This is a genomic window from Mycolicibacterium fluoranthenivorans (genome assembly GCF_011758805.1).
Classification (GTDB): domain Bacteria; phylum Actinomycetota; class Actinomycetes; order Mycobacteriales; family Mycobacteriaceae; genus Mycobacterium; species Mycobacterium fluoranthenivorans.
The window spans coordinates 1,860,090-1,876,180 of record NZ_JAANOW010000001.1; the positions used below are offsets into that span (position 1 = coordinate 1,860,090).

At 66.2% G+C, this 16,091-nt stretch carries 11 protein-coding genes, 1 tRNA gene and 1 pseudogene; 7 read left to right on the forward strand and 6 right to left on the reverse strand.

Annotated features, from left to right (window positions below):
- Positions 1-127: 127 nt before the first annotated feature.
- The 3 genes from FHU31_RS09145 (at position 128) to FHU31_RS09155 (ending at position 3,012) form a co-directional block, all read left to right on the forward strand.
- Complete coding sequence (locus FHU31_RS09145) at positions 128-2,251, forward strand: ATP-dependent DNA helicase UvrD2 (protein ID WP_272953395.1); 2,124 nt, start codon at positions 128-130, stop codon at positions 2,249-2,251.
- A gap of 119 nt (positions 2,252-2,370) precedes the next feature.
- Complete coding sequence (locus FHU31_RS09150) at positions 2,371-2,580, forward strand: hypothetical protein (RefSeq protein ID WP_167157632.1); 210 nt, start codon at positions 2,371-2,373, stop codon at positions 2,578-2,580.
- A gap of 153 nt (positions 2,581-2,733) precedes the next feature.
- The gene (locus tag FHU31_RS09155; protein WP_167157635.1) at positions 2,734-3,012 is read left to right on the forward strand and encodes a WhiB family transcriptional regulator; all 279 of its coding nucleotides are present in this window, start codon (positions 2,734-2,736) and stop codon (positions 3,010-3,012) included.
- A 23-nt stretch (positions 3,013-3,035) separates the two neighbouring features.
- Here FHU31_RS09155 and FHU31_RS09160 read toward each other — a convergent pair.
- From FHU31_RS09160 to FHU31_RS09170, 3 genes and pseudogenes are all read right to left on the reverse strand, one after another.
- A pseudogene (locus FHU31_RS09160) lies at positions 3,036-4,374 on the reverse strand (macrolide-binding ATPase MABP-1).
- A gap of 42 nt (positions 4,375-4,416) precedes the next feature.
- Complete coding sequence (locus FHU31_RS09165) at positions 4,417-5,268, reverse strand: bacteriocin biosynthesis cyclodehydratase domain-containing protein (protein ID WP_167157637.1); 852 nt, start codon at positions 5,266-5,268, stop codon at positions 4,417-4,419.
- A gap of 35 nt (positions 5,269-5,303) precedes the next feature.
- Complete coding sequence (locus FHU31_RS09170) at positions 5,304-6,659, reverse strand: zinc-dependent metalloprotease (protein ID WP_167157639.1); 1,356 nt, start codon at positions 6,657-6,659, stop codon at positions 5,304-5,306.
- Positions 6,660-6,740: 81 nt separating this feature from the next.
- Here FHU31_RS09170 and FHU31_RS09175 point away from each other — a divergent pair, with 81 nt between their 5' ends.
- The 4 genes from FHU31_RS09175 (at position 6,741) to FHU31_RS09190 (ending at position 12,651) form a co-directional block, all read left to right on the forward strand.
- Positions 6,741-7,781, forward strand: a complete 1,041-nt coding sequence (locus tag FHU31_RS09175) for a YlbL family protein (protein ID WP_167157641.1) — start codon at positions 6,741-6,743, stop codon at positions 7,779-7,781.
- Between the two features lie 102 nt (positions 7,782-7,883).
- Complete coding sequence (locus FHU31_RS09180) at positions 7,884-10,883, forward strand: UPF0182 family protein (protein ID WP_167157643.1); 3,000 nt, start codon at positions 7,884-7,886, stop codon at positions 10,881-10,883.
- Between the two features lie 233 nt (positions 10,884-11,116).
- Complete coding sequence (locus tag FHU31_RS09185) at positions 11,117-12,526, forward strand: FAD-binding oxidoreductase (RefSeq protein WP_167157645.1); 1,410 nt, start codon at positions 11,117-11,119, stop codon at positions 12,524-12,526.
- 51 nt (positions 12,527-12,577) lie between these two features.
- Positions 12,578-12,651, forward strand: a tRNA-Met gene (locus FHU31_RS09190).
- 550 nt (positions 12,652-13,201) lie between these two features.
- Here FHU31_RS09190 and FHU31_RS09195 read toward each other — a convergent pair.
- The 3 genes from FHU31_RS09195 to FHU31_RS09205 are packed head-to-tail and all read right to left on the reverse strand — an operon-like array spanning position 13,202 to position 15,990.
- Positions 13,202-14,017 carry an HpcH/HpaI aldolase/citrate lyase family protein gene (locus FHU31_RS09195; RefSeq protein WP_167157647.1) on the reverse strand — a complete coding sequence of 272 codons (816 nt, stop codon included), beginning with the start codon at positions 14,015-14,017 and terminating at the stop codon, positions 13,202-13,204.
- Positions 14,017-15,267, reverse strand: coding sequence for a CaiB/BaiF CoA transferase family protein (locus tag FHU31_RS09200; RefSeq protein WP_167157649.1), 1,251 nt, complete (start codon positions 15,265-15,267; stop codon positions 14,017-14,019). The genes FHU31_RS09195 and FHU31_RS09200 overlap by 1 nt, the downstream gene beginning before the upstream one ends.
- 54 nt (positions 15,268-15,321) lie before the next feature.
- Complete coding sequence (locus tag FHU31_RS09205) at positions 15,322-15,990, reverse strand: GntR family transcriptional regulator (RefSeq protein WP_167157651.1); 669 nt, start codon at positions 15,988-15,990, stop codon at positions 15,322-15,324.
- Between the last annotated feature and the right edge of the window lie 101 nt (positions 15,991-16,091).

The window sequence follows — 16,091 nt, forward strand, 5'->3', positions numbered from 1 at the left end:
GCGACGTCGTGGGGCGAGCGAAGCGACGGGGAAGAGGCGTCGTGGGGCGAGCGAAGCGACGGGGGAGAGGCGTCGTGGGGCGAGCGAAGCGACGGGGAAGTCAGGTGGGAGAGGCGGGGGAGCGAGGATGTCACCGCGTCCTGCGATGATGGACGCCATGCCGTCCGTCGACAGCCTCCTCGTCGACCTCGACGACGAACAACGCGAGGCCGTGCTCGCCCCCCGGGGACCGGTGTGTGTGCTCGCCGGCGCCGGTACCGGCAAGACCCGCACCATCACCCGGCGCATCGCGCATCTGGTGGCCGCCGGTCATGTCGCACCCGGACAGGTGCTCGCGGTGACGTTCACCGCGCGCGCGGCCGGGGAGATGCGGGCCAGGCTCCGAACCCTCGGCGACGAGTCGGGGGTGGGCACCGCGGCGGTGCAGGCGGTCACCTTCCACGCGGCGGCGCGCCGGCAGCTGCAGTACTTCTGGCCCCGCGTGGTCGGCAACACCGATTGGCAGCTGCTCGACAGTAAGTTCGCCGTGGTGGCTCAGGCCGCCAATCGCGCTGCGCTGCAAGCCAGTACCGACGATGTGCGCGACCTCGCCGGTGAGATCGAATGGGCCAAGGCGTCCTTGATCACACCGGAGGGATATGCGACCGCGGTCGCCAAGGCCGGACGTGACATTCCGATGGACGCCGCCACCGTGGCCAAGGTGTACGACGGCTACGAGCACCTCAAGGCCCACCGCGACGGCACCGCGCTGCTCGACTTCGACGACCTGCTGCTGCACACCGCGGCGGCGATCGAGAACGACGCCGCCGTCGCGAGTGAATTCCGGGACCGCTACCGATGTTTCGTCGTCGACGAATACCAGGACGTCACGCCACTGCAGCAGCGGGTGCTCAACGCGTGGTTGGGAGACCGCGACGATCTGACCGTCGTCGGCGACGCCAACCAGACCATCTACTCGTTCACCGGTGCCACGCCGCGATTCCTGCTCGACTTCTCCCGGCGCTTTCCGGAGGCCACCGTGGTCCGCCTGGAGCGGGACTACCGCTCCACACCTCAGGTGGTGTCACTGGCCAATCAGGTCATCGCGGCGGCCCGCGGCCGGATGGCCGGCAGCAAGCTGCACCTGGTCGGCCAGCGTGACCCGGGGCCCAAGCCCTCCTTCACCGAGTACTCCGATGAGGCAGCCGAGGCGGCCGCCGTGGCCAAACGAGTAGCCAAGCTCGTCCAATCCGGTACGCCGGCATCCGAAATCGCGGTGCTGTACCGGATCAATGCGCAGTCTGAGGTCTACGAGGAGGCGCTGACCGAGGCCGGCATCCCGTTCCAGGTGCGAGGTGGCGAAGGGTTCTTCAGCCGCCAGGAGGTCCGCCAGGCGCTGCTGGCCATCCAGCGCGCCGCGGGGGCCGAACACGACGGTGAGCTGCCGCAGGTCGTGCGCGCGTTGTTGGAGCCGCTCGGGCTGACGGCCGAGCCGCCCACCGGCACCAAGGCGCGGGAGCGCTGGGAGGCGCTGGCCGCGCTCGCCGAACTGGTGGATGACGAAGTGGCGCAACGGCCTTCGTTGGATCTGCGCACCCTGCTGGTCGAACTGCGGCAACGTGCCGAATCGCGGCACCCGCCGGTCGTGCAGGGCGTCACGCTGGCATCGCTGCACGCGGCCAAGGGGCTGGAGTGGGACGCGGTGTTCCTGGTCGGTTTGACCGACGGCACGCTGCCCATCTCGCATGCCTTGGCCAAAGGCGCCGACAGCGAACCGGTCGAGGAGGAGCGTCGTCTGCTCTATGTCGGAATCACCAGGGCGCGGGTGCATCTCATGCTCAGCTGGGCACTGGCCCGGGCCGCGGGCGGACGACAGGGCCGGCGCCCCTCGCGATTCCTCAACGGCGTGGCTCCGCAGTCCCCGGTCGACGCTCCAGCCGGGCGGGCCCGTAAGGCGCGCGGCCCCGCGCCTCGATGTCGGGTGTGCAACAAGGCGCTCGAATCCGCGACGGCGATCACGCTGCGCCGTTGTGAGGGCTGCCCGTCCGATATCGACGAGTCGCTGTTGGCCGAGCTCAAGGAATGGCGGCTGCGCACCTCCAAGGAGCTCAACGTGCCGGCCTATGTGGTGTTCACCGACAACACCCTCATCGCGATTGCCGAGATGCGGCCGGCCGACGACACGGCACTGGTATCGATTCCCGGTATCGGAGCACGCAAGCTCGAGCAGTACGGGACGGATGTCCTGGATCTCGTCAAGAATCGGTCATAGGTCCCATAAATACTGCCAAAACCGCAGGTCAGAAAATCGCTTGTCGGTTTGGGCTGGTACCGTTTAACCTCGAGATCACCAGATTCCGTGCGACTCATCGAAAGGAGGGGAACGACATCATGCTGAACATTCAGGGAACCAGCGGCGTACACGCCGATGCGGTGGCGATGTCTGTCCTCTCCTGGGCGGCCTTTGACCCGGGCATGCCCGTCATGCCCGCCGTCGCCTCCGCCCATCGAGCTGGTTGGGCGCGCACTGCCGTTAACCCGCAGTACAAGCGCCGCACCGCCGCCGCGACATCTACGTCCGTCAAGCGGGGCACCACCTAGGTAGCCCCCAGAACGCCGAAAAGGCCACGGACCCGATGTCACCGGATCCGTGGCCATCGTTTTTGGGAAACCTTTTCCGAACTCCCGAACACCTGGTCACCGGTCCACAACAACGACCGACACCGATACAACGACCAGGAAATAGGGAGAGACATGTCGGACATGACATGCCAGGAACTCGAACTGCCCGCGGTGCCGTGCCATGGGGGGGATCCCGACCTGTGGTTCGCCGAGAACCCGATCCAACTGGAGCAGGCCAAGGCGCTGTGCGCCGACTGCCCCATCCGCAGCCTGTGCCTGTCCGAGGCGCTGGAACGCCAGGAGCCGTGGGGCGTCTGGGGTGGCGAGATCCTCGAGCGGGGTGCCGTCGTGGCGCGCAAGCGTCCGCGTGGGCGTCCGCGGAAGGACGACCGCGAGGGCCAGGCGGCCTAGCTGAGAAGCTAGGCCGCCTGGCCTCAGGCGGCGTCGTCCTCGGCGAACCCCGGAACCAGTTCTGTGGCAATCGCTTTCACGGGCACGTGGGCATCCAGCTGACAGCAGATCGCGATCGTCGACGCGATCACCCGCAGCGGGATGGCCAGCTGCGGCGGCAGATCGAGCTGACGGGCCATCTTGATCTGGGCCACCGAGTTGTCCATCTGGCCGGCGGCCATCTTCTGCAGCCAGCGCCGGCGATAGTGGAAGACGTCGACCTCGATGGGCTGGACGTACTGGCGCAGCATGTCGTCGACCTCTTCCGCCGAGACCTGCTGGCCCTTCTGGATGAAACCGGCGGCCTCCATGGCGGGCAGTGCTTCTTCGTAGTTCTTGTCGCGTGCCAGCCGGATGGTCCGGCCGAGCGCGGACGGGAATCCGCCGGGCATCGGAGCCACCGCACCGAAGTCGATGACGCCCATCCGGCCGTCGGGCAGCAGCATGAAATTGCCGGGGTGCGCGTCGCCGTGCATCATCTCCAGGCGCTTCGGTGCACCGAAGGTCAGCTCGGTCAGCCGGGTGCCCATCAGGTCACGCTGCTCGGGGGTGCCCTCGCGGATGATCACCGACATCGGGATGCCGTCCATCCATTCGGCGATCACCACCTTGGGTGCGCTGGCCACGATGTGTGGCACGGCGAAATGCGGGTCGTTCTCATAGGCCTTGGCGAAGGCGCGCTGGTTGTCCGCTTCCAGCCGGTAGTCCAGTTCCATCTCGGTGCGTTCGATCAGCTCGCTGACGACACCCTCGATATCGGCACCCGGCGCGAGCTGTTTGAACACGCTCACCAGCCGCTGGATGGTTTTCAGGTCGGCGCGCAGCGCCTCGTCGGCACCCGGGTACTGGATCTTCACGGCGACCTCGCGCCCGTCGGACCACACCGCTTTGTGGACCTGGCCGATGCTCGCCGACGCGACCGGGGTGTCGTCGAAGGACGTGAACCGGTCGCGCCATTTCGTGCCCAGCTGCGCGTCGAGCACGCGGTGCACCTTGGCGGCCGGCAACGGTGGGGCCTCGCGCTGAAGTTTGGTCAATGCCTCGCGGTAGGGCTTGCCGTACTGCTCTGGGATGGCGGCTTCCATCACCGACAAGGCCTGGCCCACCTTCATCGCCCCGCCCTTGAGCTCACCGAGCACGGTGAACAGCTGTTGGGCCGCTTTGTCCATCAACTCGGCCGTGACCTCGTCCTTGGACTTGCCGGTCAGCCGCTTGCCGAAACCGAGTGCCGCACGGCCGGCGAAGCCGACGGGCAGGGTCGCGAGCTTGGCGTTGCGCGCCACGCTTCCACGCTTGATATCAGCCACGTTGACCATCATCCATGACTACGCTGTCCGTCCCGCACGGAACCTGCATCCGCCCAGGTCAGCATGGGCAGGACGGATGCCTGGACCAGCGCCGGGCCAGCACGGAGCCACTGCCCACGTCGAATTCCAGGGTGGTGTCCAGTGTCATCGGCGGTTCCGGGGTGCCCAGCGGATCACCTGCACAGCGCAGCGCGTGGACCACCCGGTCCACCTGGTTGAGGGCCAGTGCCGCGGTGCCCATCAGGGTGGCGCGGTCCGCTGCCCCGATGGCATGGCGCAGTTGGGCGGCGACCGCGGGCCAGGCCGCGTCCCGGTCTCGGCGGTGCCGGTCGGCGCAGGACAGACACGACGTCACACCGGGAATCACCAGCGGTCCCACCAATCCGGTCCCGTCGCGCACCCGAACCGGCAGGTGCGGGACTTCGGCCGCGTGCAGGTCACGCACCACGCGGGGATCCGCGACCAGGGCGTCGGTGAGCACCACCAGGTCGGCGCGGTCAGTGGTCACGACGGCATGGGGCTGACTGCTCTGGGTGACGCGGGTTCCTGAGCATTTGAGGGCGCCGGCCAGCAGATCCGACAACGGACCGCGGCCGTGGATGCGGATGGTCACCGACCGTCCGGCGCGTTGGCCGGTGGTGAGCACACCGGCCCGTTCCAGGACACCGAGCAGTTCGGTCACCACCGTGGTGCCGGCGGACTCGGGCGCCCCGAGCCGCCGTGCGCAATCCCACAGCTCGGCCACGGTCGACGGCGTCTGCATGCGGCGCAGGAGGGCGGCCAGTGAGGTGGAGGTGAGGCCGGCCGGCGGGTGTACCACCACCGCCCGGCGCGGATCCCAGCCCACCTGCACCGTGTCATCGGGTCGCAGCAGCACCGGCATCGACGGATTCAGCAGGTAGCGCCTCATGTATCGACTGTGCCACGGCCCGAAGCCCGGTCGCGTCAGTTATTCACAGGGCCCTCGGGGCCTTGTTTCCCTTCGTCTTCGAGCTCGGCCAAGGCCTGATCGATGCCGGTGGTGTCGCCGCCGACGGCTCGGTCGATGAAGGCGGCCGGCTCATCGAGATCGTCGGCCCCGGGCAACAGATCGGGGTGCTGCCAGACGGCGTCGCGGGCGTCGGGCCCGACCGCCTCGGTCAGCTTCTCCCACAACGCCGCCGCCTCGCGCATCTTGCGGGGTCGCAACTCCAGTCCGACCAGGGTGGCGAAGGTCTGTTCGGCGGGGCCACCGGTCGCGCGCCGGCGGCGCAGTGTCTCCGACAGGGCGGCCGTGCCGGGGATGCGGTCGCCAAGGGCCGCGGTCACCACCGTCTGCACCCAGCCCTCGACGAGGGCGAGCAGGGTTTCCAGCCGTTCCAGCGTCGCGACTTGTTCTGGGGTGGCCTTGGGCTCGAACATGCCCTGACTGAGCAGTTGCTCCATGGCCGACGGGTCCGCGAGCATGGCCGGGTTGAGCCCGCTGGCCATGTCCTCGATCCCGCTCATGTCGATCTTCATGCCCTTGGCGAACGCTTCGACGGCGCTCAGCAGCTGACTGGACAGCCACGGCACGTGACTGAACAGCCGGTGATGGGCGGCTTCGCGGGCGGCCAGGAACGTGAGTACCTCGCTACGGGGCTGTTCCAGTCCCTCGGACAGGGTTTCGACGGCCTCGGGTAGCAGCGCGGCGACGCCCTTGGGGCCCAGCGGCAGGCCGATATCCGTCGAGGTCAGGACCTCTTTGGACAGTTTGCCCAGCGCCTGGCCGAGCTGGCTGCCGAACGCCATGCCGCCCATCTGCGACATCATCGCCAGCAGCGGGCCGGCCATGGCCTTGGCTTCCTCGGGCAGCGCCGACGCCCACACCGTCGAGATCTGTTCGGCGACCGGATCGCACAGCCGCTTCCAGGTGTTCAGGGTGTTGTCGATCCAGTCGGTCGGCGTCCAGGCCACGGCCTTCGTGGTGCCGGCGGGCAGCGCCGTGACACCGTCGAGCCACGTCTCGGCCAAGTGGACGGCGTCGGCGATCGCGGAGTTCGTCTTCTCCGATACCGGGGCGACGAATCCGATGGAGCTGGAGGCCAGCTGACGGGCAAGGTCGTAGTTCACCGGACCGGCCTGTTGGCCGGTGCCCGTCACATTGCCTGCACCGCTGAACATTTCGCCGAGTTTGGTGAAGATCTGGCCCAGATCGGCCATGTCGAATCCGGCCCCGCCCAGTCCGAACGGGTCCGCGCCAGACCCCTGGCCGGGGTTTTCTTTGCGCTTGTCACGGTCGGGGTCGTCCCCGTGGGAGAAGCCGAAGGGCAGGTCAGCCATGGCTTCAACGGTACTCATACCTGGCGATCGCCGTGGGGCCGCGGGTCACGCTGTGGGTGAACGCGCTCTACTGTGGGCGGCGTGAACAGGCGGATTATGACGCTGGTGGTCGCGCTGGTGCCGATCGTGGCGTTCGGCGTACTGCTGTCGTTGGTGACGGTCCCTTATGTGTCGCTGGGCCCGGGCCCGACGTTCAATACCCTCGGTGAGGTGGACGGTAAGCAGGTCGTCGACATCAAGAGCACCGACAGCACGGCCGGCTCCATCGTGCATCCCACCTCCGGGCATCTGAACATGACCACGGTGTCGCAGCGGGACGGGCTGACCCTCGGTGAGGCGCTGGCGTTGTGGATGTCCGGACGCGATCAGCTGGTGCCGCGCGAGCTGGTGTACCCGCCGGACAAGTCGAAGGACGATATCGACAAGGCCAACACCAACGACTTCAAGGCTTCGGAGGACAACGCCGAGTACGCGGCACTGTCGTATCTGAAGTACCCGAAGGCGGTGACGGTCGAATCGGTGACCGATCCCGGGCCGTCGGCGGGCAAGTTGAAGGCCGGTGACGCGATCGACATGGTCAACAATGTCGAGGTGCCGAACATGGAGGCATTCCAGGCGATCGTGAAGAGCACGAAGCCGGGGGAGCAGATGGTGATCGACTACCGGCGGAAGAATCAGCCCGCCGGCACCGTCACCGTCACCCTGGGTTCCAATCCCGACCGCGATCACGGGTTCCTGGGCATCGGCGTGCTGGACGCGCCATGGGCTCCCTTCGACATCGAATTCAACCTCGCCAACATCGGTGGGCCGTCGGCCGGGTTGATGTTCAGCCTTGCCGTCATCGACAAACTCACCACCGGCGACCTCAACGACGGGAAGTTCGTCGCGGGCACGGGCACGATCAGTGCCGACGGTGTCGTCGGGTCGATCGGCGGGATCACCCACAAGATGATGGCCGCGCAGGAGGCCGGTGCCACCGTGTTCCTGGTACCGACGGACAACTGCGCCGAGGCACTGACGGCGCGCGACGACCGGCTGACCCTGGTCAAGGTCGATACGCTCACCACGGCCGTCGACGCCTTGCACACCATTTCTGCCGGTGGCGAACCGCCGCGTTGCTGAGAGTGCGCTTGGCAGGCCATGCGTAGAGTTATTGCAGTTGTGGCGGCCCTTCCGGTGGCGGCGGCCACCCGATCAGCATGAACCACAGACTGGAGTTGACGAGTGGGTATGCGGCCCGCGGCGCGAATGCCGAAGCTGACACGACGTAGCCGAATTCTCATCGGGGTGGCCCTGGCCGTCGTCTTACTGCTGTTGGTGGGACCACGGATCATCGACACCTATGTCGACTGGCTCTGGTTCGGTGAGCTGGGCTACCGGTCGGTCTTCACCACCAGGCTGTTCACCGAGATGGTGCTGGCCGTCGCGGCCGCAGTCGTGATCGGTGCGTTGGTGTTCGCCGGCATGACGCTGGCCTACCGCACCCGGCCGGTGTTCGTGCCCTCGAACGGGCCCAACGACCCGGTCGCGCGGTACCGCACCACGGTGATGAGCCGGCTGCGGCTCTTCGGCATCGGCGTCCCGGTGATCATCGGCCTCGGGGCGGCGGTCTTCGCCTGGAACTCCTGGACGATCGTGCAGATGTTCCTGCACGGTGGCGATTTCGGCGTCACCGATCCGCAGTTCGGCCGCGATCTCGGTTTCTATGCTTTCGATCTGCCGTTCTACCGGTGGTTGCTGGACTTGCTGATGACCGGTGTGTTCATCGCGTTCCTGGCGAACCTGGTGACGCACTACCTGTTCGGTGGAATCCGGCTGTCCGGACGCGCCGGGGTACTGAGCCGGGCTGCGCGCATCCAACTGGTGTCGTTGGTCGGCACGCTGGTGCTGTTCAAGGCCGCGGCCTACTGGCTGGACCGCTATGAGCTGCTGAGCAACACCCGCGGCGGCAAGCCGTTCACCGGTGCCGGCTACACCGATATCAACGCCGTGCTGCCGGCCAAGCTGATCCTGCTGGCCATCGCGCTGATCTGCGCGGCCGCCGTGTTCTCCGCCCTGGTGCTGCGTGACCTGCGCATCCCCGCCATCGGGCTGGTGCTGTTGCTGCTGTCCTCGCTGATCATCGGCGCGGGCTGGCCGATGATCGTCGAGCAGTTCAGCGTCAAACCGAATGCGGCGCAGAAGGAAAGCGAATACATCAGCCGAAGTATCACCGCGACCAGACAGGCCTACGGGCTGACCGATCAGACCGTCACCTACCGCGATTACAGCGGCAACGCGGCGACGACCGCCCAGCAGGTGGCGGCCGACCGGGCGACGACGTCGAACATCCGGCTGCTGGACCCGACCATCGTCAGCCCGGCGTTCACCCAGTTCCAGCAGGGCAAGAACTTCTACAGCTTCCCCGAACAGCTGGCCATGGACCGCTACAACGGGCCCGACGGCAACCTGCGCGACTTCGTCGTCGCCGCCCGCGAGCTCAACCCGGAACGGCTGATCGACAACCAGCGCGACTGGATCAACCGGCACACCGTGTACACCCACGGAAACGGTTTCATCGCCTCGCCGGCCAACACCGTGCGCGGTGTCGCCAACGACCCCAACCAGAACGGCGGCTACCCGGAGTTCCTGGCCAGCGTGGTCGGCGCCAACGGCAGCGTGGTCTCGCCCGGCCCCGCGCCGCTGGATCAGCCACGGATCTACTACGGCCCGGTGATCGCCAGCGCGCCCGGTGATTACGCGATCGTCGGCCGCAACGGCGGTGACCGCGAATACGACTACGAGACCAACACCGAGACCAAGAACTACACCTACACCGGTAGCGGTGGCGTCCCGATCGGCAACTGGCTGGCGCGCAGCGTGTTCGCGGCGAAGTTCGCCGAGCGGAACTTCCTGTTCTCCAACGTGATCGGTTCCAACAGCAAGATCCTGTTCAACCGGGATCCGTCCGAGCGTGTCGAGGCGGTGGCGCCCTGGCTCACCACCGACAACGGGGTGTACCCGGCCATCGTCAACAAGCGGATGGTGTGGATCGTCGACGGCTACACCACGCTGGACAACTACCCGTATTCGGAGCTGACCTCGCTGTCCAGCGCAACCATCGACTCCAATGAGGTGGCGGTCAACCGGCTGCTTCCGGACAAGCAGGTGTCCTACATCCGTAACTCGGTGAAGGCCACCGTCGATGCCTACGACGGCACCGTGACGCTGTATGCGCAGGACGAGAACGATCCGGTGCTCAAGGCGTGGATGTCGGTGTTCCCGAACACGGTGAAGCCCAAGAGCGAGATGTCTCCGGAGCTGCAGGCTCACCTGCGCTACCCCGAGGATCTGTTCAAGGTGCAGCGTCAACTCCTGGCCCGCTATCACGTCAACGATCCGGTGACGTTCTTCTCCACCTCGGATTTCTGGGACGTGCCGCTGGATCCCAACCCGACCGCCAGCAGTTACCAGCCGCCGTATTACATCGTTGCCAAAGACATTGCGCAGAACGACAATTCGGCGTCGTTCCAGTTGACCAGTGCAATGAACCGGTTCCGGCGCGACTTCCTGGCCGCTTATATCAGCGCCAGTTCCGACCCGCAGACGTACGGCAAGATCACCGTGCTCACCATCCCGGGTCAGGTCAACGGTCCGAAGCTGGCGTTCAACGCCATCAGTACCGATACCGCGGTCAGCCAGGACCTCGGTGTCATCGGCCGGGACAACCAGAACCGGATCCGGTGGGGCAACCTGCTGACCCTGCCGGTCAGCGCGGGCGGCCTGCTGTACGTGGCGCCCGTGTATGCCTCGCCGGGCGCCAGTGACGCCGCATCGTCATACCCACGCCTGATCCGGGTCGCGATGATGTACAACGACAAGGTCGGATACGGCCCCACCGTCGGCGATGCGCTCACCGAGATCTTCGGTCCCGGCGCGGCGGCTACGGCCACCGGACCGGCTCCGACCGACGTCCCGGGTGCCAAGCCGCCCACGTCGCCGCCTGCGGCGCAGACCCCGGCCTCGCCGCCGCAGCAGGGCCAGGCGCCCGAGGTCCCGGTGCCGGTCGGGGCCATCCCCGGTGGTGGCGTCCAGCTGTCGACCGCCAAAGCCGCTGCGCTGCAGGACGTCAACACCGCGCTGGATGCGGTGCAGCAGGCGCAGCACACCGGCAATTTCTCCGACTACGGTGCGGCGTTGCAGAGGCTCGACGACGCGATGAACAAGTATCGAGAGGCCAAGTAGCTTGCGGATTGGCCCGACTGGCCAGGCCAAGTAGCTTGCGGATTGGCCCGACTGGCCAGGCCAAGTAGCTCGATGTAGCCGCGTTTGTGCGGTTTCATACGTCACTCGCCGGTGCGAGCGTATGAGACCGCACAAACGCGTCGCCCGTGTGCTTGGAGTGCGTTCCAAGAAGATCCCAAGTGGGTTCGTCCATTCTTTTCGCCTGTCATACGTGCATGGTTGAAAGGACTCCGATGACCCTGGCCGAAACTGTCGGCGATGATGTTCTGTCCACGCTGCCCGACCACGTCAGCGCGCTGGTCGCGCTGCCCGGCGAGCCCGGCTACGAACGCTGCACCCCGTGGAATGTGGCTGCGCAGGTGCAGCCGGCGGCGGTGGTCTTCGCCACCGAACCACACCACGTGGCCGAGGCCGTCCGGTTTGCCGCCGGGTGCGGTAGGCGGGTTACCGTGCAGGCGACCGGTCACGGGGCCATCCCGATCGGGCCGGACGCCATTCTGGTGCTCACCTCGGCGATGACCGAATGCGTCATCGATGCCGACGTCCGCATCGCGCGGGTGTCCGCGGGTGTGAGATGGCAGCAGGTGATCGATGCCGCTGCACCGTATGGCCTTGCGCCGCTGTGCGGATCGTCGACCAGCGTCGGGGTGGTGGGATTCCTCACCGGTGGTGGTGTCGGACCGTTGGCGCGCAGTGTCGGGGTGTCCTCCGACTATGTGCGGTCCTTCGACGTGGTGACCGGGGCGGGGGAGTTGCTGCATGTAACCCCCGACGAACACGCCGACATGTTCTGGGGACTGCGCGGCGGGAAGGCGACACTGGGGATTGTGACCGCAGTGGAGATCGAGCTGCTGCCGATTCCCGAATTCTACGGCGGCGCCGTCTATTTCGATGGCGATGAGGCTGCCACGGTGCTGCGGACATGGCGCGACTGGTGTGCCACGTTGCCCGAGAATGTCAACACCTCGATCGCGCTGCAGCATCTGCCGCCGCTGCCCGGCGTGCCGGAACCACTGGCCGGCCGACTGACCGTTGCGGTGCGTTACGCAGCCCTCGACGATTTCGCCGAAGCGGCAACGCTGCTGGACCCCATCCGGGCCGCCGGAACACCGGTCCTCGACACCGTCGAGGTCCAGCCCTATGCGGCGATCGCAGCGGTACATGCGGATCCGGTCGATCCGATGCCGGTGCACGAGGAGCAGACGTTGTTGCGCGAGCTCACCACTGATGCGGTCGACATTCTGCTCGCCGCGGCCGGGCCGGGGTCGGCGTCGGTGCAGACCATCGTCGAGGTGCGGATGCTCGGCGGAGCATTCGCCCGGCAGGCCGAGCACAGCAGCGCGTTCTGCCACCGAAACGCCGCCTACGCGGTCACCACCATCGGCGTGCTCGCCGGTCCCGCAGCGCAGCTGGTGCCTGCCCAGGCCGGCGCGCTGGGGCGGGCACTGGAGCCGTGGTCAACCGGTGGTCTGATGCCGAATTTCGTGCCGTCGGCCGATCCCGCGCGGATAGCGCGGGTGTACGACGAGGACACCCGGCACTGGCTGGCCGCCCTCGCTGACCGGTATGACCCCGACGGCGTGTTCCGGACAGGTCAAGTCGTGCGTCACCCAGCCCCAGAACAGCCCGAAAAGAGCCTCTGAGCACTCGATTTGGATCTGCACGCACCCCTTCTGTAACGTTGTATTCACCAACGCGGGGTGGAGCAGCTCGGTAGCTCGCTGGGCTCATAACCCAGAGGTCGCAGGTTCGAATCCTGTCCCCGCTACTAGGTAAGACGGCTCCCGGAGGCAACTCCGGGAGCCGTTTTCATGGCCGTTGTGTACGGTTTGTGAACGAATCCCTGGCAGGGTGTCTGGCGCGACTCACGGTCCCTGGTACAGCCCGCCGAGTGCACCGCTGACGGGGCTGGAGTTGGGCGACCCGTTCAATGGGAGGCGCTGACACGTTCTTCCCGGGCCCGATGGCGGTCGCCGCGGCATGCTGGCGACCTCGACGAGAACTCACCACTTCGCGGCTGGTCGACATTTCAAGCGTCGCCGACAGACGGCGTGCCGGTTACGCGATTGGCGTGGGTCGGCGAAACACTCAGGACGGACGGGTGCGGGGGCGTCGGCGAACGGGCTGTGGCACGGCTCAGTTGTCAGAGTGTCGTGGATGTCAATCGTCATCCATGGTTCGTTCGCTGCAGCCGAGCGTCTAGGCGACCAGCCGCGCGAAAACGTGCCTCAGCGTTGCGAGAACGACGGAGGCACCTATCCAAGCTGCCGCAACGGGGGTGTTCTGGCAGGTCCAGCCGCCGTCTTTTGGGCTCTGACTCAGTGGTCGCGGCAGGCGCTGAGGGGTGGCTCGGCCGCTCGCAGTAGATCCGCCGCCCGGGCAGCGACGGGCGCGTCGACGAATTCGCCGTCGGGCATTCTGAGGGCGCCGTGACCAGCCTCGTCGAAGGCGGTGAGAACTGCTCGTGCCCAATCGATTTGCTGAGCAGTGGGCGTGAAGACGCGGTGTATTGCCGGCAGTTGCATGGGATGGATCGCAGACTTGCCAAAGAAGCCAAGATCTCGGGATTGCTCCGCCTCCAATGTCAGTGCGGCGTCGTCGTCGATGTGAGCGAACACGCTGTCAATTGGTGGCGGTAAGCCTGCTGCGCGAGCTGCCAGGACGATCTGTGAGCGAGCGTGCTGCAGCGGTGCGAAGCCAGCCCCGGCACCAAGGTCACGGCGCAGATCGACCCCTCCGATCGCGAGGAATCTGCACCCAGGGGTAGCAGCGATGTCAGCCGAGGCAAGGACCCCGCGGGCAGTCTCGATCGCACACATGATGGGGACACCCGGACGGCGTGTGGTTACCCATTCGACGTCGGAGGGGTCGTCCACCTTGGGAATCCGAATGCCGGCCACAGCAGGGCCAACGGCGTCGAGGTCGGCCGCACAGTCCTCTGACCTGACGGCGTTGACCCGTACCCACGCGGCGTTCGTCGTGGTCGAGACGGCCACGTTGCGCCGTGCGTGGGCCTTGTCCTGAGGTGGTACCGCATCCTCGAGGTCCAGAATTACCGCGTCGGCGCCGGCGGTGAACACCTTGCTCACCAGCTTGTCGACGTGGCCGGGAGCGAATAGATAGCTGCGGTCCATCACATGGTCCCGTCTTGTCGCAGTCTGTCCATCGTGATGCGGTCGACGCCCAGCTCGGCAAAGACGTCGTCATTGTCTTGGCCCAGACGCCGGCCGGTGTGCTGCACTGATCCGGGGGTCTTGGACATCCGGAAGAAGACGTTTTGCATTTGTAGTGGTCCTAGGTCTTCGTCCTTGCAGGTGATGACGGACTCGCGTTGTCGCACGTGTGGATCGTTCACGAGCTGTTCGACGTCGTAGATCGGGGCGATGGCGGCGCCGGCATTGGTGAATGCTTCGACGACGGTTTCGAAGGGCCGTGCCGCGATCCATTCGCCGACGAGTTTGTCGAGAAGATCTGCCCGTTGAGCGCGTTCCCCGGCGTGCGCGAACCATGCCTCTTCGGCGATCTCGGGATGCCCTACCAGTTGCAGCACACGCCGCGCGATGCTGGTGGCGCTGGCGCTGATGGCCACCCACCGATCGTCGCTGCACTGATAGGCGTTGCGCGGGGCGTTGTTTGGTGACCGATTGCCGTGGCGCCCGGGGATCTCGCCGAGTTGGTCATAGACCGTGGGGCCGGGGCCGAGAATTCCGAGTAGCGGTTCGAGCAGGGACAGGTCGATGACCTGACCCTCGCCACCACGAGCGTCGCGATGGTAGAGAGCAAGTGAGATTGCGAGCGCTCCGGTGATCCCTGCAACGCCGTCGGCGAGCCCGAAGGGCGGCAGAGTCGGTGGTCCCGTTTCCTGTCCGGTCTGATGCGCAAATCCGCTCATGGCTTCTATGAGAGTTCCGAAGGCCCGCCGCTTCGCATACGGGCCGGTCTGCCCAAATCCGGTGACCCGCAGAATGATGAGACGTGGGTTGATGTCGTGCATGACGTCTGGGCCAAGCCCCCATGCTTCGAGAACGCCGGGACGAAAGTTCTCGATGAAGACGTCGGCCTCCCGCAGCAGGGCGCAGAGAAGCTCGCGACCCTCGTCGGCGCTGAAATTCAGTGTGACCGTTCGCTTGTTACGGGCAATCACCTTCCACCACAGGCCATGGCCGTCCTTCTGCCACCCATGCGCGCGCGCCGGATCCCCATCAGGATGTTCGATCTTGATGACGTCGGCACCGAAGTCACCCAGCATCATCGCCGCAATGGGCGCCGCATAAACGAATCCTGCGTCCAGCACCCGTAAGCCGTCGAGCGGCCCACGGCTGACCGGATGCGAAGCGTCTAGTGTGTCGGGTCCAGGTGAACCGACGGGCGTGGTTGTGGCCATGAACACATTGAAGTCGGCGGCCGTCGCCCTGTCAACCTATTGTCCCACAATAGGTCAAAGTGAATCAGGGGTGGTCTGTGGATCGTTGAGCGCCGTGCGCGCAGCATTGCCGATGTGTTGACGCCACAGGTCCGCCGCGGCGGCGGCGTCGCGCGCTTCGATCGCGAGCAGAACGTCTTTGATTTCGTTCTTGCTCCGGGCAGGGCGCCCGGGTTGCGACAGTGACTGTGCGCGCAGGCCGGCGAGGCGTCCGTTCAACAATTTTGCCTGCGCGCCGACGACCTTGTTTTCCGTTCCGGCATAGATGATTTCGTAGAAGTGGTTCTTTGCGTCGATCATTGCGGCGACGTCGAGCGAATCGTGGGCAGCGAAGAGCGTTGTGCAGGAGTCATGCAAATCGTTGATGGCATCCTGGGTTGCTCGCTCGACGAAGAGGCGGACCGCCAAACACTCGAGGGCTTCCCGGAATTCATAGAGGTCGCGAGCGTCTCGATCGGAGATCGTCGATACGACGGGTCCCTTATGCGGTGGAATCTCGATGAAGCCTTCGGCCTCCAGCTGCCGACAGGCCTCGCGAATCGTGTTCCTGGACACGTCGAGCTGTTCGCACAGCTCTCGTTCGACCAGTCGTTGGCCGGGCAGCAGGTTGCCTCGGATGATCTCGTCGCGTATCGCCTCGACCGCCTGAGCCCGCACCGGGGCCACTATGCGGGTGATCTTCATACGAACCTCCAGCGACACCTTATTGGAATGTCCAACTGAGGGACGATACTACTAACGGTGGGGCTTCATGGGTTCGGCTGGCCGCGATGGGAGGCTGCGCA

Coding starts and splice junctions, on each gene's coding strand:
- FHU31_RS09170 (WP_167157639.1), bottom strand. CDS start 6,659: ATGGCTGACCTGCCCTTCGGCTTCTCCCACGGGGACGACCCCGACCGT.
- FHU31_RS09155 (WP_167157635.1), top strand. CDS start 2,734: ATGTCGGACATGACATGCCAGGAACTCGAACTGCCCGCGGTGCCGTGC.
- FHU31_RS09145 (WP_272953395.1), top strand. CDS start 128: ATGTCACCGCGTCCTGCGATGATGGACGCCATGCCGTCCGTCGACAGC.
- FHU31_RS09205 (WP_167157651.1), bottom strand. CDS start 15,990: ATGAAGATCACCCGCATAGTGGCCCCGGTGCGGGCTCAGGCGGTCGAG.
- FHU31_RS09165 (WP_167157637.1), bottom strand. CDS start 5,268: ATGAGGCGCTACCTGCTGAATCCGTCGATGCCGGTGCTGCTGCGACCC.
- FHU31_RS09195 (WP_167157647.1), bottom strand. CDS start 14,017: ATGGACCGCAGCTATCTATTCGCTCCCGGCCACGTCGACAAGCTGGTG.
- FHU31_RS09185 (WP_167157645.1), top strand. CDS start 11,117: ATGACCCTGGCCGAAACTGTCGGCGATGATGTTCTGTCCACGCTGCCC.
- FHU31_RS09200 (WP_167157649.1), bottom strand. CDS start 15,267: ATGGCCACAACCACGCCCGTCGGTTCACCTGGACCCGACACACTAGAC.
- FHU31_RS09150 (WP_167157632.1), top strand. CDS start 2,371: ATGCTGAACATTCAGGGAACCAGCGGCGTACACGCCGATGCGGTGGCG.